Origin of the sequence: Streptomyces sp. NBC_00390, assembly GCF_036057275.1 — a bacterium.
GTDB lineage: Bacteria > Actinomycetota > Actinomycetes > Streptomycetales > Streptomycetaceae > Streptomyces.
The window spans coordinates 1,411,141-1,427,634 of record NZ_CP107945.1 but is presented as its reverse complement, the minus strand read 5'-3'; the positions used below and the strand labels follow the sequence as shown (position 1 = coordinate 1,427,634).

The following is a 16,494-nucleotide window of genomic DNA, read 5'->3' as shown; positions in this document are numbered from 1 at the left end:
CGCCGTACCTAGGAGCCGCCACGTTGTTCACCACCCGGCCGACCCTCCAGGGCACCTTCGGCATGGTGTCCTCCACCCACTGGCTGGCCTCGCAGTCCGCGATGGCCGTGCTCGAGGACGGCGGGAACGCCTTCGACGCCGCCGTCGCCGCCGGATTCGTCCTTCATGTGGTCGAGCCGCACCTCAACGGGCCCGCGGGCGAGGTCCCGGTCATCCTCGCCCCCGCGGGCGGCGAGGTGCGTGTCCTGTGCGGGCAGGGCGTCGCGTCCGCCGGCGCGACCATCGGCCACTACCGCTCACTCGGGCTCGATCTCGTGCCCGGAACCGGACCGCTGGCCGCGGCCGTGCCCGGGGCGTTCGACGCGTGGATGGTGCTGCTGCGCGACCACGGCACCAGGACGCTCGCCGAGGTGCTGAGGTACGCCATCGGGTACGCGGAGGACGGCCATGCGCCGGTCGAGCGGATCGGGCAGACCGTGGAGCGGGTGCGGAAGCTGTTCGAGACGGAGTGGACGACGTCCGCCGACGTCTATCTGCCCGGCGGAAAGGCACCGCGGCCGGGCCGACTGCTGCGCAATCCCGCGCTGGCCGCGACCTGGCGGCGGCTGATCGAGGAGGCCGGTGCGGGTGGGCGGACCGAGCAGATCGAGCGGGCGCGGACGATCTGGCGGGAGGGCTTCGTCGCCGAGGCGCTCGTACGGCAGTCCGCCGTGCCCACCATGGACACCAGCGGCACCCGGCACACCGGCACGCTCACGAGGGCGGACCTGGCCGGCTGGTCCGCCTCGTACGAGGCCCCGGTGACCTACGACTGGAACGGCTGGACCCTGTGCAAGGCGGGCACCTGGAGCCAGGGGCCCGCCTTCCTCCAGCAGCTGGCGCTGCTGCCGTCCCAGCTCCCTGCCTACGGTTCCGCCGACTACGTCCACCTGCTGATCGAGGGCTGCAAGCTCGCCATGGCCGACCGTGAGGCCTGGTACGGCGACGCCGACGACGTACCCGTGGCCGCGCTGCTGTCCAAGCCGTACAACGCCGTGCGCCGTGCGCTGATCGAGGAGAGGGCGTCGTACGAGCTCCGGCCCGGCAGTCCTGAGGGGCGGACACCCGCGCTCAGCGCGCACGCTACCGCCGTCGCGGCCGGGGAGCCCGGATTCGACGTGATGGGTCCGCCGGCCCCCGGTGCCGGTGAGCCGACCGTCGCCGACGACGGTGCGACCCGTGGCGACACGTGTCACCTGGATGTCGTCGACCGCTGGGGCAACATGGTCGCGGCCACGCCGAGCGGCGGCTGGCTGCAGTCCAACCCGGTCGTGCCCGAGCTGGGTTTCCCTCTCGGCACGAGGCTGCAGATGGCCTGGCTCGACCCCGGTCTGCCGAACTCGCTCACCCCCGGGCGCCGCCCGCGGACCACCCTCTCGCCGTCGCTCGCGCTGCGGGACGGAATACCGGTCATGGCGTTCGGCACGCCCGGCGGCGATCAGCAGGACCAGTGGCAGGTGCACTTCTTCCTGGCCGTGGCCCTGCGTGACCGGGTACGGGGCGGGCTCGACCTGCAGGGCGCCATCGACGCACCGGGCTGGCACAACGACGCCTTCCCCGGCTCCTTCCACCCGAGAAGCATGCGGCCCGGGTCGGTGACCGTCGAGTCGCGGATGGACCCGGAGGTGGTCGAAGCGCTGCGGCGACGCGGTCATGACATCACCGTCGGGGAGGCCTGGGCGGAGGGCCGGATGTGTGTGGTCTCCAGGGATCCCGCGACGGGGATCGTGTCGGCCGCGGCGAACCCGCGCGGCATGCAGGGTTATGCGGTAGGCCGCTGAACGGACATCGCGCGTTCGCGTGTTCGTACCCTGGCGGCCGTCCGGCGTCCATCGGCCGGTCGCCGGGCGTCGGCGGGGATGTCAGTCGGCCGTGCTTAGCTGGACACATGATCGATGAGTTTCTGACCGGTGATCTCTCCGACGTCGAGGAGGCGGTCCGCAAGGCGGCCGCCGCCGAGATCACGCCGCGCTTCCGCCAGCTCGCCGCGCACGAGATCGTCGAGAAGAGCGGGCCGCACGATCTGGTGACGATCGCGGACCGCAGCGCCGAGGAGCACCTCACCGCCTCGCTGACCGCCCTGCTGCCCGGCTCGGTCGTGGTCGGCGAGGAGGCCGTGCACGCGGACCCCGCTGTGTACGAGGCGCTGCACGGCGACGCACCCGTGTGGATCGTCGACCCCGTGGACGGCACCCGCCAGTTCGTGCACGGCGACCCCGCGTTCTGCACCCTGGTCGCGCTCGCGGTGCGCGGCGAGGTGCTCGCCTCCTGGACGTACGCACCCGTGCTGGACGAGATGGCGACGGCGGTGCGGGGCGCGGGAGCCATGCTCAACGGCGCGCCGATACGGGCGGGTTCACCTATCCCGGGCGCGGTGCTCGAAGTGGCCATGTCCCATCCGGACTACACGACGCCGGACCAGAAGCGTGCGCTGCTCGGCCTCGCCGTGCCCTCGGTGCACGCCCGGCCGTGCGGCTCCGCCGGCCTGGAGTATCTGGACGTGGCCCGCGGCGACCTGGACGGCGTCGCCTTCTCCTGGGAGCACGCCTGGGACCACGCCGCCGGCCTGCTGCTGGTGACGGAGGCGGGCGGCGCGCATCTGACACTCGCGGGGGAGCTGTTCCGTATCGGCGGCGGCAATGTCCTGCCCTTCACGGCCGCCCGCGACGAAGCGACGGCCCACCGGATACGGGACCTGCTCACCTGACGGCTGCCCGCGCCCCGTGGATCGGGTGAGGCTGCGGGGATCAGGTGAGCCGGGCCCTCGTCTCACGGACCAACTCGCCCGCCGACTCCACCGCGGCCGGGTCCAGTGCGGTGAGGGCAGCCGTCACGCGTGCCGTGAAGTCCTTTGGGACACCGGGGAACGCGGCGGCAGCCGCCAGCGCGCCCTTCTCGTTGAGGCACCACACCCGGTGGTGCGCATGCAGCGACTGCACGAGCACGCCGAAGGCCCGCGACAGACACAGCGCCACATGCAGCGCATCCCCGGACCCGGCCGACTTGCGCGCCGCCGCGACCGAGAACTCCGCCTCCCACGCCGCACGCACCAGCGCCTCGCGCAACGGCTCCGGATAGCGTTGCGTCGCCTCCCGAAGCACCGTCAACTCGCCGTGCGGGTCGGCCAGTACGCGGCACATGGCCACCTCCCCGGCGTACGCGGGCGACCAGAAGCCCAGCGGATGGCCCGCCTGCACCCCCGTCTCGTACCGCCCCGCCCGGCACTCGGACCAGACCCGCTCCACCCGGTCCAGGTCCCGCAGGATCCAGTCCACCGCCGCTCCGTCGACCGACAGCCACGCGCCGCCGTCGACCCATGGGCCCCAGCCGCCGGGGCCGGCGACCTCCACCCGCTCACCGGTCAGCTCCGACGCCAGCGCGGCAAGCCCCGGGACATCGACCTCACCCCGGTAGTAGACGCCCAGATCCCAGTCCGAGCCGGGGCGGTGCGCCCCTCGCGCCCGGCTGCCGCCGAGTGCGACCGCGCGCACGCCGCGCACCTCGGTGAGCCGTTGCGCCATGTCATCGATCGCGTCCTGCAACGCGCTGTTCAGCCTGTTGTTCATCGCGGCGGACAGTACCCCGCCTCCCGCTGCCGGCGCCGCGGAATATCCTGGGACTCTTGGCCATCGGCTGACAAAGGAGTCCGAAGGTGCCGTCGATGTTCGATGCCGTCGTTGTGGGGGCGGGACCCAACGGACTGACCGCCGCGGTCGAACTGGCCAGGCGCGGCTTTTCGGTCGCGGTCTACGAGGCCATGGACACGGTCGGCGGTGGCGCGCGGACCGAGGAGCTGACCCTCCCCGGCTTCCGCCACGACCCGTGCTCCGCCGTCCACCCGCTCGGCATCGGCTCGCCGGCCTTCAGGGCGATGCCGCTGGCCCGTCACGGCCTGGAGTGGCTCCACCCCGAACTGCCCCTCGCCCACCCGTTCCCGGACGGCAGCGCCGCCGTGCTCAGCCGCTCGGTCGGCGAGAGCGCCATGTCACTCGGCGCCGGGGACGCGGGCGCGTACCGACGGCTCGTCGCCCCCTACCTCGGCCACTGGGACACCCTCGCGGCGGACTTCCTGCGTACGCCCTGGGACGGGCTGCCCCGCGATCCGTACCGCATGGTCCGCTTCGGACTGACCGCGCTGCAGCCTGCGACCTGGCTCACGCGCCGGTTCACCGGCGAGCGGGCCCGCGCCCTGCTCACAGGCCTCGCCGCCCATGCCATCGCACCCACCGGCGGCCTCGCCACCGGCGGCATCGCCCTGATGTTCGCCCTTGCCGCGCATGAGGTGGGCTGGCCCGTGCCGCGCGGCGGATCGCAGGCGATCAGTGATGCCCTGGCCGCCTGTCTGCGCGAACAGGGCGGAGTGATCCACACGAACACACCGGTGAAGCGCCTGGACGAGCTGCCCCCGGCCCGCGCGTACGTCTTCGACACCTCGCCCGCCGCACTCGCCCGGATCGCAGGGCTGGGCGATGCGTACGGGCACTACCGCTACGGCCCGTCCGCGTTCAAGGTCGACTACGCCCTGTCGGGGCCCATGCCCTGGACCTCGAAGGAGGCCCGCACGGCGGGGACGGTGCACATCGGAGCCACCGCGGACGAGATCGAGGCGGCGCTCGACGCGGCGGTCACCGGCCGCGACCCCGACGTCCCCTTCCTGATCACCGCCCAGCCCAGTCTGCTCGACCCGACCAGGGCACCGGCCGGCAAGCACGTGCTGTGGGCGTACGGCCATGTGCCGTCGGGCTGGGACGGCGACGCCACCGAGGTCATCGAGCGCCAACTGGAGCGCTTCGCGCCGGGGTTCCGCGACCTGGTGCTGGCCCGGGCGGTCGCCGGACCGCCTCAACTGGCCGCTCGCAACGCCAATTACGTGGGCGGCGACATCGCCTGCGGCGCCTTCGCCGGTCTGCAGACGGTGCTGCGCCCCAAACTCGCCCGGGTTCCGTACGCGACCGCTCACCCGGCCGTCTTCCTGTGCTCGTCGGCGACCCCGCCGGGCCCGGGTGTGCACGGCATGTCGGGCCACCATGCCGCGAAGGCGGTGTGGCGCAGACTGCGCGCACGCTAGGCCCTGTCCCGGGCGATCTTCGAGGATCAGCCTGCGGCGTCAGACTCAGGCTGTGCGCCTCCAGATCTCCTTCCAACGCTCGGCCCTGGCGGCAAGAACAGCCCGGTCGGTCTCAGTCGGCTGTGAGCCGGCGCTCACGCCGCATCGTGCGCACAGCTGGTACAGGTGGTATCCGCTGCGCCAGCGAGTCGTCCCTGCGTCGCTCCCGCATACCCGGCACGTCCCGGACGCCGCCTCAGTCGGGACGCCGGAACGCAGGATGCGCTCCATCACGGTCGGGAGTGGCTCAGCGGGGTGGTGCTCAGGGTTGGGGCAGTAGGCGAGGCCGCCTTCTGAACCGCGCCCCAGGTCTCGCCAGCTGCCGTCCGCCTTGGGACGGCGATGTCCCTCAGCCTTCTCTCGTCGTCGGCGCGCTACGAACGCGGCCTCATCCGCCAGCCAGAGCCGGCGCGCCGCATGGAGCTCCTCGACCGCGCGGACCAACGATGCCGGGTCGGTTCCCAGGTCGACCGGGACCCGGGCGCTGCGGCACAGGTGATGGTAGGTCGCTCGGAAGCCGTACGGACTGAAGCTCACCACGCACGTGCGGAAAGCGGCATGCCGGGCCCGCACCGAAAGACTCGTGTCACGGACGCGCCGACGATGCGTTTCAAAGCTGGTCATCGAGTGAGGTTATGGGCGGGCTGATCGACGCGCATCTGACTGTCCGTGGTGCGGGCGGTTACGACGCCGCCGCCATCATGATGTGCTGCTTGACGAGTTCGTACGACCTCAAGCGGTCGGACAACGCGTAGACGGGCGTCACCAGCATGAGTTCGTCCGCACCGGTCACGGCCACCAGGTCCATCAGCCGCTTCGTAACGGTCCCGGGTGAGCCGTGTGCCTGCTGGGCGCGGAAGCTCGCCAGCGCCTGCACGTCTTCAGTGGCGAACGAGTGGCTGGCTGCCTCTTCGGGAGTGGGGAAGGGGATGTCGCCCCGTCCCTTGAGGAGCCCGGCCTTGACGACGTCCATCGGGCCCGCGAGCCACGCCGCCTCCTTCTGCGTCTCGGCGCATACCGTTTCCACGCAGAGCAGCACACGGGGGCGGTCGCACCAGCGGGAGGGAGAAAAATGCTTCCGGTAGTGATTGAGCGCAGGGAGGGTGTTGTCAGGACGAATGTGATGGGCGAAGGCGATCGGCAGGCCAAGTTCCGCAGCGAGCCCGGCACCGGCCGTGCTCGAGGACAGCAGCCATGGCTCCGGGAACGGGCCGAGCGCGACCTCGTCCACCAGGAAACGCAGAGTCGCTGACACATCGCTTCGGTACTCGTCGTCCGTTGTCGGTCCTGCCCCACGCCGCAGCGCCCGCGCCGTCGACTCGTCGAAGGTACCCGGGCCACGGCCGATTCCCAGGTCGATACGGCCCGCGTGCAGTGCGGCCAGCGTGCCGAACTGCTCCGCCAGCATGATCGGCGCGTGGTTCGGAGCGAGAACGCCCCCGGATCCGACACGGATCGACGACGTCAACGCGGCAGCGTGGGCGGTCAGGACGACGGGTGGGAACGCTCCGATGGCCGGAGAGTGGTGATGCTCGGCGTACCACAGCCGCAGGTAACCGAGGTCCTCCAGGCGGCGGACGAACTCGGTGGTGTCTCGTAACGTGTCGGCGGGTCGAGCGCCCGTTTGGACCATGGCCACTTCGAGCGCGCCGAGCGGAACGGTGATCATCCGATCAGTATAGGAAGCGTCCATCGGCGTTCACGAGGTCAGTTTGTAGACCCGGCACACATCCGGGTCCCCGAGCCGTGCGAAGAGCACGGTGTGCCCGTCCTCCTTGCCGACCTGGAGTCCGGTGACCGTCGCGCCGCGGGCGCTGGTGTCGAGGTCGTCGAAGGTGAGCCCGATCTCGCCGTTCTCTCCCGGGGGGTTCAGCAGCTTCCAGACCCCGCCGCCGTCGAACGAGGGGCCGTCCTCCGTCAGGATCTCGGGGTCGTCCTCCTTGGGCCAGTGCTTCACGGAGAACCTGACCGACGTGCCGCCGTCAGCGGTCAGGTCGAGGCGTGCTCCGTGCGGGCCGGTGTAACTCCCGTACAGATCGGCCTGACTGACCTCCGCCGAGGGGGCCGGTCCGCACCCGGCCGTGTCGGTGGAGCATCCTGTGGACAGCGAGAGGACCGCGGCGACGGCGACCAGCCCGAGGGCCGGGGCGGACGGCCTCGTCCGGCTGCCGGTGCGCGCGGCGCTCACTGGTTCTTCCCGGGGATGCGCTCGGTCCATGTGACCGTCTGGTGCACGGCGCTCGTCACCGGGCCGTCGGCGATCTCCGCGTACTTCAGCCAGTCGTAGTAGCCGATGAAGTGGAGTGCCGACTCGGAACTGGTGGTGTTGTCCAGGGTGTACTGCACCACCAGGGACCCGTCCGGGTCGGTGCCCTGGACCTCGTACTTGACGTTGTACGAGCCCATGAAGGCCTCACCGAGGTGCTTGGGATCGCCGGTGACGATGGCCGGCAGGTCCTCGGTGATGAGTTTCTTGGCCGCGCCGGCCTTCCCCATTTCGGAGATGGAGAAGGCCGCGTCCCCCGTTGTGCTGCCTGTCGCCTCCCACTGCTCCACCGTCTGCCGCCGGATGTCCTTCATGCTCTCCATGGACTGGAGCAGTTCGACCATCTTGTCGCCGTTGGTGAAGTCCTGATGCCGGGGCCCCAGGCCGGTCGCATAGTCCAGGCCCAGGTCGTACGGGCTGTCGTCCTTGCGGTCCGGATAGGGATCCTTGCCGTCGAGGACGCGCTGGTAGGCGTTGTACTCGTCGGCGCTGATCCGGTTCGTGGAGTCGATCGAGTCGTGCTGCGGCTTGCTGTTGAACCAGGCGCCGATCCCCACGTCGGACATCAGCGTCATGGAGAGATTCTGGTCCGCGGTGATACCCCGGCGGCAGATCCCGACTATCTCCTTCTGGGCGGCCTCGACGTAGTAGGGGCTCTGGGTGCGCTGGCCCATCGGGATGTAGTGCTCCGCGGTGATGTACCCGGAGACCGTGCCCGCGTGGTCCACGGCCAGCCCCTTGTCGAGCGCCCGCTGCACGGCGTCCTGGAGATCGCGCCGAATGATCTTGAGGTCGGCGACGGCGTCGTCGAGGACACCGGACAGCGCTTCGGCCACCTTGGTGGCCGCCGTCAGCTGACGCGCGATGTCGTCGATCAGGGTCCAGGCGAACGGGGCTGCCGCACCTTCCCAGTACCCCTTGTCCCGCAGGGGCCCCAGCACCTCGTCGGTCATTCGCTTCGGCAACTTCTCCGTCTTGGTGTGTGCCTCGCGCCACTTGTCCGCGAGATCGTCCAGTACGGAGAAGTCGGTGTCGAGCAGTTCGCGGTAGAAGGCGGGCATTACTTCAGCCCTCGCAGTGCGCTGAACTGCTGCTCGATCCCCTGGTCCGTACCCGTGTACGTGTGGGAAGCGCCGCGCAGACTCTCCGCGATCCGTGTGAGCCACCCCTCGGCGGCCTTGACCTGCTGTTCCCAGTTCTTCAGCGACGTCTTCAGCGCCTCGCTGCTGTCCCATCCCGCCAGCTCACGCGCGGCCTTGGTGGCCGGGGTGTGCACGGCCGTGACGGGGCCGTGGAAGGCGTCGAACACCTCGTCGGCGACACCGGCCGCCTTCTTGAGCACGCCCTCCGCGATGGCCAGCCTGGGCCCGATGCCTGGCGGGGCGGCGCCCAGCAGTGGCGGGTCCAAAGGCCCCCGGGCGCCCGGCGGGAGGGGCAGATACGGCAGCGGTCCGTCGCCACCCTTGCCGGCCGTTTCCTTACTCATGTGGTGCTGCTCCTTCATCCGGTGCGGACGCCCCCGTCGGCAGATCCTTCACAGAGGCTAACCCGGACGGACACGTGCGTACGGCCCGGGGGTTCACGCCCGGTGCCGGCGCCCTGCGTGAACCCTTGTGTGGCGTCCGCCGGACGCCGCTGCCGTGCGGCCGGCCTGGTCGGGAGGGGCCTCGATGTGCCGACCACCGCCGCCTCCGCACAGCACGCCCGGGCCACCGGCGTCTCGATGGTGATGGTGCATCAGTCCGTCCACAACGCGGAACTGTCCGAGGAGACACTGCAGTCCGGGGCCGGCTGGACACCGACGTTGCGGACCCGGGTCGACCACCCCAAGGCCGTGCCCGGTGTCGTGGGTCACCGTGCGGGCGCCGGCCGGCTGTGCTGAGCGCGCGCCCTCAGGACCCGGGGGCGGTGCGCCCACGGTCTTCTTTCCGATGCCGGCCACCGGTCCCGGGACCTACCGCAGACCGGCCGTGTTCCCTCGCCCCGGCGTCCTGGCCGGGACATAAGTGCGTGCCCCGGCCGCCGGCCGGCGGCATCATGATCTCCATGACACAGCAGCGGCCGGCCATCACCCTTGTCCACGGCGACATCACCCAGCAGCACGCCGACGCCATCGTCAACGCCGCCAACTCCTCCCTCCTCGGCGGCGGAGGCGTCGACGGTGCCATCCACCGCAAGGGTGGCCCGGCGATCCTGGAGGAGTGCCGGGCCCTGCGCGCCTCCCGGTACGGCAAGGGCCTGCCCACCGGACAGGCGGTCGCCACCACCGCAGGCCGGCTCGATGCCGGCCATGTGATCCACACCGTCGGCCCTGTCTGGTCCCGTGAGGAGGACCGGTCCGAGCTGCTGGCCTCCTGCTACCGCGAATCGCTGCGCGTGGCCGCCGAGTTGGGGGCCGGGACCGTGGCGTTTCCGGCCATCTCGACGGGTATTTACGGCTGGCCGATGGACGACGGCGCACGCATCGCGATCCGCACGGTTCGTGAGGCGGGGTCCGCGCCCGTTCGGGAGGTGAGGTTCGTGCTGTTCGACGAGGCCGCCTACGCGGTCTTCGAGACGGCTCTCGCGGCCTCGAGCTGACCGGCCGACGACGGGGGAGGAGCAGCGCTCGAGCACGACTGCCGTCCGTGGAGGGAGCCGGGAGCGTGCGGGGAGCCGGAAGACGGACGCCGCAGACCGGTCACCGAGTGTGTGGCATTCACCACGTGTGGAGTGATGTCACACGAGGTGCGATGCACCCTGTTCGGCGAGGACGCCTGTCGGTAATTCGGGACAGCCCTGGCCGAGCAAGGCTGATGTCGGATTCTCGCCAGCCCCTTGCCCCGGCGTACCCGATGCTGGAGCCATGCACACCGACACCGAGCGCTGCGTACGTGCCGTCCGGTCGAAGGACGCCCGCTTCGACGGCTGGTTCTTCACCGCCGTACTGACCACGCGGATCTACTGCCGCCCCAGCTGCCCGGCCGTGCCGCCGAAGGCCGAGAACATGACCTTCTATCCGAGCGCCGCCGCGTGCCAGCAGGCCGGATTCCGGGCCTGCAAACGCTGCCGCCCCGACACCAGCCCCGGCTCCCCGGAGTGGAACGCCCGCGCCGACACCGTCGCCCGCGCCATGCGGCTGATCGCCGACGGCGTCGTCGACCGCGAAGGAGTGCCGGGCCTTGCCGCCCGCCTCGGCTACTCCACCCGCCAGATCGAGCGTCAGCTGCTGGCCGAACTGGGCGCCGGCCCGCTCGCCCTGGCCCGCTCCCAGCGCGCCCAGACCGCGCGCGTGCTGATCGAGACCACCGCGCTCCCCATGGCCGAGATCGCCTTCGCGGCCGGTTTCTCCTCCATCCGCACCTTCAACGACACCGTCCGCGAGGTCTTCGCACTCGCCCCGGGCGAGCTGCGCACCCGGGCCGCCCGCGCCCGCACGGCTGTGCCGCAGACCTCCGGAGTGATCGCCCTGCGGCTGCCTTACCGGGCACCGCTCAACCCCGGCAACCTCTTCGGTCATCTGGCCGCGACCGGCGTCCCCGGCGTCGAGGAGTGGCGGGACGGCGCGTACCGGCGCACTCTCACCCTCCCGTACGGGCACGGCATCGTCGCCCTCACCCCGCACCCTGACCACATCGCCTGCCGCCTCTCGCTGACCGACCCGCGCGACCTCACCATCGCCATCAGCCGATGCCGCCGGCTGCTCGATCTGGACGCGGACCCGGTCGCCGTCGACGAGCAGCTGCGCACCGACCCGGAACTGGCTCCCCTCGTCGACAAGGCCCCCGGCCGACGGGTTCCGCGCACGGTCGACGCCGCCGAGTTCGCCGTACGGGCCGTGCTCGGCCAGCAGGTCTCGACGGCCGCCGCCCGCACGCATGCAGGCCGCCTGGTCACCGCGCACGGAGTGCCGGTCGACGACCCCGAGGGCGGCCTCACCCACCTCTTCCCGACGTCCGAGGCTCTCGCAGCGCTCGATCCCGAGGACCTCGCGCTGCCCCGCAGCCGCCGCACCACCCTCACCACGCTGGTCGCGGCACTCGCCGACGGCACTCTCGCGCTCGATCCCGGCAGCGACTGGGACCGGGCACGGGCCCAGCTGGCCGCGCTGCCGGGATTCGGCCCCTGGACGGTCGAGGTGATCGCGATGCGCGCGCTCGGCGACCCCGACTCCTTCCTGCCCACCGACCTCGGCATGCGGCGAGCGGCGGCCGAGCTCGGTATGCCGTCCACCCCGGCCGCCCTCACCGCACGCGCCGCGGCCTGGCGGCCCTGGCGTGCCTACGCCGTCCAGTATCTGTGGGCGACCGACGACCACCCGATCAACCGCCTCCCCTCATAAGGAAGTTCGGACATGACCAGGCAGCACGCCGTTGTCGACAGCCCCTACGGCCCTCTCACCCTCGTCGCCACCGACGGAGTACTCAGCGGGCTCTACATGACCGAGCAGCGGCACCGGCCGGACGAGGAGACCTTCGGCGGCCACGACGAGACGCCCTTCGGCGAGGCGATCCGCCAGCTGGAGGCCTATTTCGCCCGCGAACTCAAGGAGTTCGACCTGCCGATGCGCCTGGAGGGCACGCCCTTCCAGCGCCGCGTCTGGGACCAGCTGCGCCGGATCCCCTACGGCGAGACCCGCACCTACGGCGAACTGGCAGGCGCCCTCGACAGCCCCGGTGCCTCTCGCGCGGTGGGCCTCGCCAACGGCAAGAACCCGATCGGGATCATCGTTCCGTGCCATCGGGTCATCGGCTCGAACGGCAGCCTGGTCGGCTACGGCGGCGGCCTCGACCGCAAGCAGAGCCTCCTCGCCTTCGAACGCGGCACCCCGGACGACGGGCTCTTCTGAGCGACGCCGGGCCCGGGTCCGCCACTGCGCCGGCGAAGCGGCCTTCTGCGGCGCCCCGCTGCGCGTCGCGGCGACGCCGTCGCCGCGAGCGCGCAGGAAACCTTCCTCACGGCCAAGGGCCGTGAGGAAGGTCCGATCCGATACCCCCTGCTCAGGTACTACCAGAAGAAGACGAGGTACCCCTCGCCGCCGTCCTCCCCAGGCTGGCCGGGAGCACCGGGAGGGCCACCCAGGCCGCTGTCGCCACCCACCGCGTGGCCGAAGGCGGGGGTGATGATGCCGTCGGCGACGCCGCCGCCGAAGCCGTTGCCGTCCTCGCCGGGCCGGCTCACAGCGCCACCCCTGATGCACTCGCCGCCGGTACCCCCGGCTCCGGGGACACCGGGAGCACCGGTGGAGAAGCCGCCGCCGCCGCCCTCGCCCCCTTCAGCCCTGAGTACTTCCTTGTCGTTGTACGAGGTCACCGTCGTCGCGGTGCCGTCGTCGCCCATGGTCCCGTCGGTGCCCACGGGACCGCCTGAACCGCCCTCGCCGCCCTCGCCCAGGTCCACCGTGACCTTGGGGTGCTTGGGGTCGATGTCGATGACGCACCAGACGAAGCCGCCGCCACCGCCGCCGGCACCGCGGCCACCGACGATGGGGGCGACGGCGCTGCCGCCGGCGCCACCGCCACCGCCGCCACCGGGCCCCCACGCCTGGGCGAACACGGACTTGACGCCCTTGGGAGGCGTGAACGTCCCGTCCTCGGAGAATGCCTGCAGTCCGTGCAGGACCACCCCGTTGTTCTTGTTCTTGTCCTTCGCGGCAGGCGTGGCGTCCCGGCCGGTGGCCTGCGCGGCAGGTGCCGTGATGAGCAGCTGACTCGCCAGGGCTGCTACCGCCATGGCGGCGAGCAGAGCCTTGCGACGGGCGGGTCGGGTCTGGCTGTTCCCGTTCATGTTGTCCTTCCCCTGTGGCCGATCCGAGGCCACGGGCGTGCGCTGAGCTGATGATCGGACCAGGCGGTCCGCGGCTCATCCGACAGCCCCAACCGCCGTCCCGCCAGGCGGCGATGGTGACGCTTGACCCAACCGGGTCGCCTGATGCCCTGCTCGGGCTACCCCTGCGGCCGAACAGGCGTCCCCCGAAGGACCGCATGTTCGGCCGCAGGGGAGGGGGCCCGCCCGGCCGCGACCGGCAGCCCGGTGGGGGCGCTAGCGCGTGGCGTCGGTGAGGCGCTTCAGCAGCGAGGGCAGCGCCGTGCCGATCGGTTCGCGCACGACCTCCTCGGCCAGCTCGTCGTACGGCGTCGGCTCGGCGTTCACCACGATCAGCCGTGCGCCGTGCTCGGCGGCGATACCGGCCAGCGAGGCCGCGGGCTGCACCTGAAGCGTGGTACCGACGGCGAGGAACACCTCGCAGGCCTTGGTGATCGCCATAGCCTGGCCGAGCACCTCCGGGTCGAGACGCTCACCGAACATCACCGTCGCCGACTTCAGGATTCCGCCGCACTGCGCGCACGGCGGATCCTCCTCGCCCGCCTCCACCCGGGCCAGGGCCTCGGCCATCGGGGAGCGGACATGGCAGCGCGTGCACGTCACCGTTCGTGCGGTGCCGTGCAGTTCGATCACCTTGCGGCTCGGCAGGCCGGCCAGCTGGTGCAGACCGTCGACGTTCTGGGTGATCACCCGGACCGCGACGCCGGGCTGCCGGTCGAGCTCGGCGACCGCGTGGTGCGCGGCATTGGGCTCGGCACGCCAGGTCGCGCTGTCGCGCCGCATACGCCAGGAGCGGCGGCGGATCTCCGGGTCGGCCATGTAGTAGTCGTACGTGACCAGCTTCTCGGCCTCCGGGTCGCGCCGCCACAGGCCGTTCGGCCCGCGGTAGTCGGGGATGCCGGAGTCGGTGGAGATACCGGCGCCGCTGAGGAAGGCGACGAGAGTCATGCCGCGAGCGTACGCAGGCGTGCGGGGTGAAGGCGACCGGATTCCGGCCCCGTGCCGCGCTGCACGCCCGTGGTGACCCGCGGTGCCCTTCTCCGGGTGGCGGCCCTCGTGAACGGGCGCGTCGCCGCAGCCCGGCGCCAGGCCGGTCCAGTGGTGCCGCACGCCGGCGGCCCACGGGTAGCGGCCCCCGCGGTCCGGGACGCGGGTGCCGCCCACCGGGGAGGGGGACTAGGCCCTGTCCGGGCGATCTTCGAGGATCAGCCTGCGGCGTCAGATGCGGTGCATCGCAAGGCGGAGGATCGCCCTCGTACTGGACGTACTTGGGCGACTCCGACAACACAGCGAGGTGCCGTAGCTGTCGCCGCGGGCCCGACAAGATCGCCCGGAAAGGGCCTAGCGAGCCGCTGTCGCCGTGGACTCCTTGACGAACGGGTTCGGCGTGCGGCCGGTCCAGCGGTGCAGCACGGCCTTGCCCGACTGCTTGACGACACCGCCGTCCGTGACCTTGGCCGACTGGCCGATGTAGTAGCGGCCGTCGTCCAGCGACACCAGCCCGTACTGGCCCGGCGACTGCCACCCGCGGACGCCTGTTGGCGTGTGGTGCAGCCCCTTGGGCATCAGCGCCAGCAGCCGGCCGGCCTCGGGCCGCTGCTGGCCCCGGATCGGGCCCCATGTCGCCCGCTTGGCGCCGTCGACGGCGAACAGCGCGTAGTTGGGGAACTGCGGCTTGGTGCCCTTGTACACCGCCATCAGCCACCGGCCGCTGTACACGTCGTACTCCAGGTTCTGTACGCCGTAGGTCGTGTTGCCCGTGTACACGAAGAACTTGCCCCCGTGCGCGGCGGGACCGCTGCGGTGCGGGCGGGACTCCTTCAGCGGACGCTCGTACTGCTTCCAGTTGCGCACGTCGTACTGGAGCAGGACCTGGTGGTCGTTGTCCTTGCGGGCGGTGTTGGCGTACACGCCGTACGCCACGGTCAGCCTCTGCGTGCCGAACCTGTTGCCGAAGACCGGGCCGAACGAGACGCCGTCGATGCCGGAGTTCCCGTAGCGGTGGTCGGGGGTCTTCGCGACGGGGCCGTCGAAGACGCCGTCGCCGTTCATGTCGGCCGTGAAGTCCTTCTCCACCTCGTTCAGATGGACGGTGGTCAGGACACCACTGGTCTGCGCGTCCATGTTCATCCGCGTGATGCGGTCACCCTTGAAGATCGCGATGTAGAAGGACGTGTTGTCGCTGTACTCGAGCGAGCCGTAGACCCGGCCGTCCTCGGAGTTGAAGTCCAGGTCGCCCAGATGGCCCGTGATACCGCGGACCGAGCCGACCGGCTTTCCCCGCAGATCGGTCTTGACGAGCATGTTGGTGAACGAGTAGTAGACAAAGCCCTTGCGCCGGTCCAGGGCCATTCCTTGCAGATGGCCGGACTTCCAGGCTCCGCCGTTGACGGTGACGGGCAGTTGCGCACGCGCGGTTCTCTCGCTGGGGGCTGCCGCGGGAGCGGTGCCGGCGATCGTCACAACGGCCAGCGAGACGACGGTCGTCAGCCAGCCGCGAAGGTGCATGAGCATGGTCCCTCCGGTGTCCTGGGACTCCGGATGGTGCCCAGCGGTCGTGCACGCGTCAGGGCTGGTCGGTCAACGCGACATGAACGTCCGTGTAGGCTGAATCAGTTACCGGCAAAACTGGTCAAACAGGCGGCTGACCTGCATAGTTGAGGCAGGGAACGGCCAGGCGAAAGCCGGGGATCGGCGAGGCGTCGGCAAGGCGAAGCCTGGGTTCCGCGGTGGTTCAGGCGGGCGGGAGGCCGTTCTCCAGCTCGACCGCTCCGGACCCGTCGGCGAGAGCGTCGAGGGCCGCCAGGACCCGGCTGCAGAGAGAGCCGAGCAGATACGCGGACATGTCCTCACGCGCCACCAGCCGCCACGACAGCAGCTCGTCCTCCTGCAGTGTGATCGCATCGAACTGAGCCTGAGTCAGCACGCCGCCGTCATAGATGTACGCGGCGATGGGCGGCCGGGCCTCGCCCGGCACCCAGTCGACCGCCAGCAGGGCACCCAGCTCGAGATCGAGACCGATCTCCTCGAGGGTCTCGCGGCGGGCCGCCTGCCGCGGAGTCTCGCCCCGGTCCGACTCGATCGTGCCACCGGGCAGCGCCCAGCCCTTGCGGTAGTTGGGCTCGACGAGCAGTACACGCCCCTCGGCATCGCGGAACACGGCGGCGGCCCCGGCGAGGATGCGGGGGAGGGAGGCGATGTACGCGGTGTAGTCGGACGAAGTCACGGCACGCAGCGTAGGGCATATGGAGGTCCACCCCAGGCGTGCCGGCGATTG

General features: G+C 71.2%; 15 protein-coding genes and 1 pseudogene. 7 read left to right on the top strand and 9 right to left on the bottom strand.

The window, feature by feature from the left end; genetic code table 11:
- The first annotated feature begins 23 nt into the window (after positions 1–23).
- Together OHS70_RS06165 and OHS70_RS06160 are read left to right on the top strand one after the other, a co-directional pair.
- Entirely contained in the window at positions 24–1,820 is a 1,797-nt protein-coding gene (locus OHS70_RS06165; protein ID WP_328394467.1) for a gamma-glutamyltransferase family protein, read from the top strand.
- A gap of 107 nt (positions 1,821–1,927) precedes the next feature.
- On the top strand, positions 1,928–2,746 hold the full coding sequence (locus tag OHS70_RS06160; protein ID WP_328394465.1) for an inositol monophosphatase family protein: 819 nt from the start codon (positions 1,928–1,930) through the stop codon (positions 2,744–2,746).
- Between the two features lie 40 nt (positions 2,747–2,786).
- Here the strand turns inward: OHS70_RS06160 and OHS70_RS06155 are convergent, their stop codons facing one another.
- Positions 2,787–3,605: a nucleotidyltransferase family protein gene (locus tag OHS70_RS06155; RefSeq protein WP_443062570.1), complete on the bottom strand. Its 819-nt coding sequence runs from the start codon at positions 3,603–3,605 to the stop codon at positions 2,787–2,789.
- An 86-nt stretch (positions 3,606–3,691) separates the two neighbouring features.
- Here OHS70_RS06155 and OHS70_RS06150 point away from each other — a divergent pair, with 86 nt between their 5' ends.
- On the top strand, positions 3,692–5,107 hold the full coding sequence (locus OHS70_RS06150) for a phytoene desaturase family protein (protein WP_328394463.1): 1,416 nt from the start codon (positions 3,692–3,694) through the stop codon (positions 5,105–5,107).
- A gap of 721 nt (positions 5,108–5,828) precedes the next feature.
- On the opposite strand, the gene OHS70_RS06145 is transcribed toward OHS70_RS06150, so the two are convergent.
- Genes OHS70_RS06145 through OHS70_RS06130 form a run of 4 tightly spaced genes read right to left on the bottom strand, consistent with a single transcriptional unit; the run spans position 5,829 to position 8,898 of the window.
- A complete protein-coding gene (locus OHS70_RS06145) occupies positions 5,829–6,815 on the bottom strand; it encodes an LLM class flavin-dependent oxidoreductase (protein ID WP_328394461.1) in 987 nt (328 codons plus the stop codon).
- 30 nt (positions 6,816–6,845) lie between these two features.
- Positions 6,846–7,334, bottom strand: a complete 489-nt coding sequence (locus OHS70_RS06140; protein WP_328394459.1) for a hypothetical protein — start codon at positions 7,332–7,334, stop codon at positions 6,846–6,848.
- Positions 7,331–8,473: a hypothetical protein gene (locus OHS70_RS06135; RefSeq protein WP_328394457.1), complete on the bottom strand. Its 1,143-nt coding sequence runs from the start codon at positions 8,471–8,473 to the stop codon at positions 7,331–7,333. Before OHS70_RS06135 ends, OHS70_RS06140 begins: the two co-directional genes overlap by 4 nt.
- Positions 8,473–8,898 carry a hypothetical protein gene (locus OHS70_RS06130; RefSeq protein WP_328394455.1) on the bottom strand — a complete coding sequence of 142 codons (426 nt, stop codon included), beginning with the start codon at positions 8,896–8,898 and terminating at the stop codon, positions 8,473–8,475. The genes OHS70_RS06135 and OHS70_RS06130 overlap by 1 nt, the downstream gene beginning before the upstream one ends.
- Positions 8,899–9,153: 255 nt before the next feature.
- Here OHS70_RS06130 and OHS70_RS06125 point away from each other — a divergent pair.
- From OHS70_RS06125 to OHS70_RS06110, 4 genes and pseudogenes are all read left to right on the top strand, one after another.
- Positions 9,154–9,294, top strand: a pseudogene (locus OHS70_RS06125) (pectate lyase); the annotation flags it as partial.
- 164 nt (positions 9,295–9,458) lie between these two features.
- Positions 9,459–9,992, top strand: a complete 534-nt coding sequence (locus tag OHS70_RS06120) for an O-acetyl-ADP-ribose deacetylase (RefSeq protein WP_328394453.1) — start codon at positions 9,459–9,461, stop codon at positions 9,990–9,992.
- A gap of 265 nt (positions 9,993–10,257) precedes the next feature.
- On the top strand, positions 10,258–11,733 hold the full coding sequence (locus OHS70_RS06115) for an AlkA N-terminal domain-containing protein (protein WP_328394451.1): 1,476 nt from the start codon (positions 10,258–10,260) through the stop codon (positions 11,731–11,733).
- 12 nt (positions 11,734–11,745) lie between these two features.
- On the top strand, positions 11,746–12,240 hold the full coding sequence (locus OHS70_RS06110) for a methylated-DNA--[protein]-cysteine S-methyltransferase (RefSeq protein ID WP_328394449.1): 495 nt from the start codon (positions 11,746–11,748) through the stop codon (positions 12,238–12,240).
- A gap of 158 nt (positions 12,241–12,398) precedes the next feature.
- Here OHS70_RS06110 and OHS70_RS06105 read toward each other — a convergent pair whose 3' ends face one another.
- From OHS70_RS06105 to OHS70_RS06090, 4 genes are all read right to left on the bottom strand, one after another.
- Positions 12,399–13,178: a glycine-rich domain-containing protein gene (locus tag OHS70_RS06105; protein ID WP_328394447.1), complete on the bottom strand. Its 780-nt coding sequence runs from the start codon at positions 13,176–13,178 to the stop codon at positions 12,399–12,401.
- A 255-nt stretch (positions 13,179–13,433) separates the two neighbouring features.
- Complete coding sequence (locus OHS70_RS06100) at positions 13,434–14,165, bottom strand: SIR2 family NAD-dependent protein deacylase (protein WP_328394445.1); 732 nt, start codon at positions 14,163–14,165, stop codon at positions 13,434–13,436.
- A 393-nt stretch (positions 14,166–14,558) separates the two neighbouring features.
- On the bottom strand, positions 14,559–15,731 hold the full coding sequence (locus tag OHS70_RS06095) for a hypothetical protein (RefSeq protein WP_328394443.1): 1,173 nt from the start codon (positions 15,729–15,731) through the stop codon (positions 14,559–14,561).
- A 220-nt stretch (positions 15,732–15,951) separates the two neighbouring features.
- Complete coding sequence (locus OHS70_RS06090; protein WP_328394441.1) at positions 15,952–16,443, bottom strand: NUDIX hydrolase; 492 nt, start codon at positions 16,441–16,443, stop codon at positions 15,952–15,954.
- Between the last annotated feature and the right edge of the window lie 51 nt (positions 16,444–16,494).

Excerpts from the sequence above, each read along its gene's own strand:
- OHS70_RS06115 (WP_328394451.1), top strand. The coding sequence starts at position 10,258 with ATGCACACCGACACCGAGCGCTGCGTACGTGCCGTCCGGTCGAAGGAC.
- OHS70_RS06120 (WP_328394453.1), top strand. The coding sequence starts at position 9,459 with ATGACACAGCAGCGGCCGGCCATCACCCTTGTCCACGGCGACATCACC.
- OHS70_RS06155 (WP_443062570.1), bottom strand. The coding sequence starts at position 3,605 with ATGAACAACAGGCTGAACAGCGCGTTGCAGGACGCGATCGATGACATG.
- OHS70_RS06105 (WP_328394447.1), bottom strand. The coding sequence starts at position 13,178 with ATGAACGGGAACAGCCAGACCCGACCCGCCCGTCGCAAGGCTCTGCTC.
- OHS70_RS06110 (WP_328394449.1), top strand. The coding sequence starts at position 11,746 with ATGACCAGGCAGCACGCCGTTGTCGACAGCCCCTACGGCCCTCTCACC.
- OHS70_RS06095 (WP_328394443.1), bottom strand. The coding sequence starts at position 15,731 with ATGCTCATGCACCTTCGCGGCTGGCTGACGACCGTCGTCTCGCTGGCC.
- OHS70_RS06135 (WP_328394457.1), bottom strand. The coding sequence starts at position 8,473 with ATGCCCGCCTTCTACCGCGAACTGCTCGACACCGACTTCTCCGTACTG.
- OHS70_RS06145 (WP_328394461.1), bottom strand. The coding sequence starts at position 6,815 with ATGATCACCGTTCCGCTCGGCGCGCTCGAAGTGGCCATGGTCCAAACG.
- OHS70_RS06130 (WP_328394455.1), bottom strand. The coding sequence starts at position 8,898 with ATGAGTAAGGAAACGGCCGGCAAGGGTGGCGACGGACCGCTGCCGTAT.
- OHS70_RS06100 (WP_328394445.1), bottom strand. The coding sequence starts at position 14,165 with ATGACTCTCGTCGCCTTCCTCAGCGGCGCCGGTATCTCCACCGACTCC.
- OHS70_RS06160 (WP_328394465.1), top strand. The coding sequence starts at position 1,928 with ATGATCGATGAGTTTCTGACCGGTGATCTCTCCGACGTCGAGGAGGCG.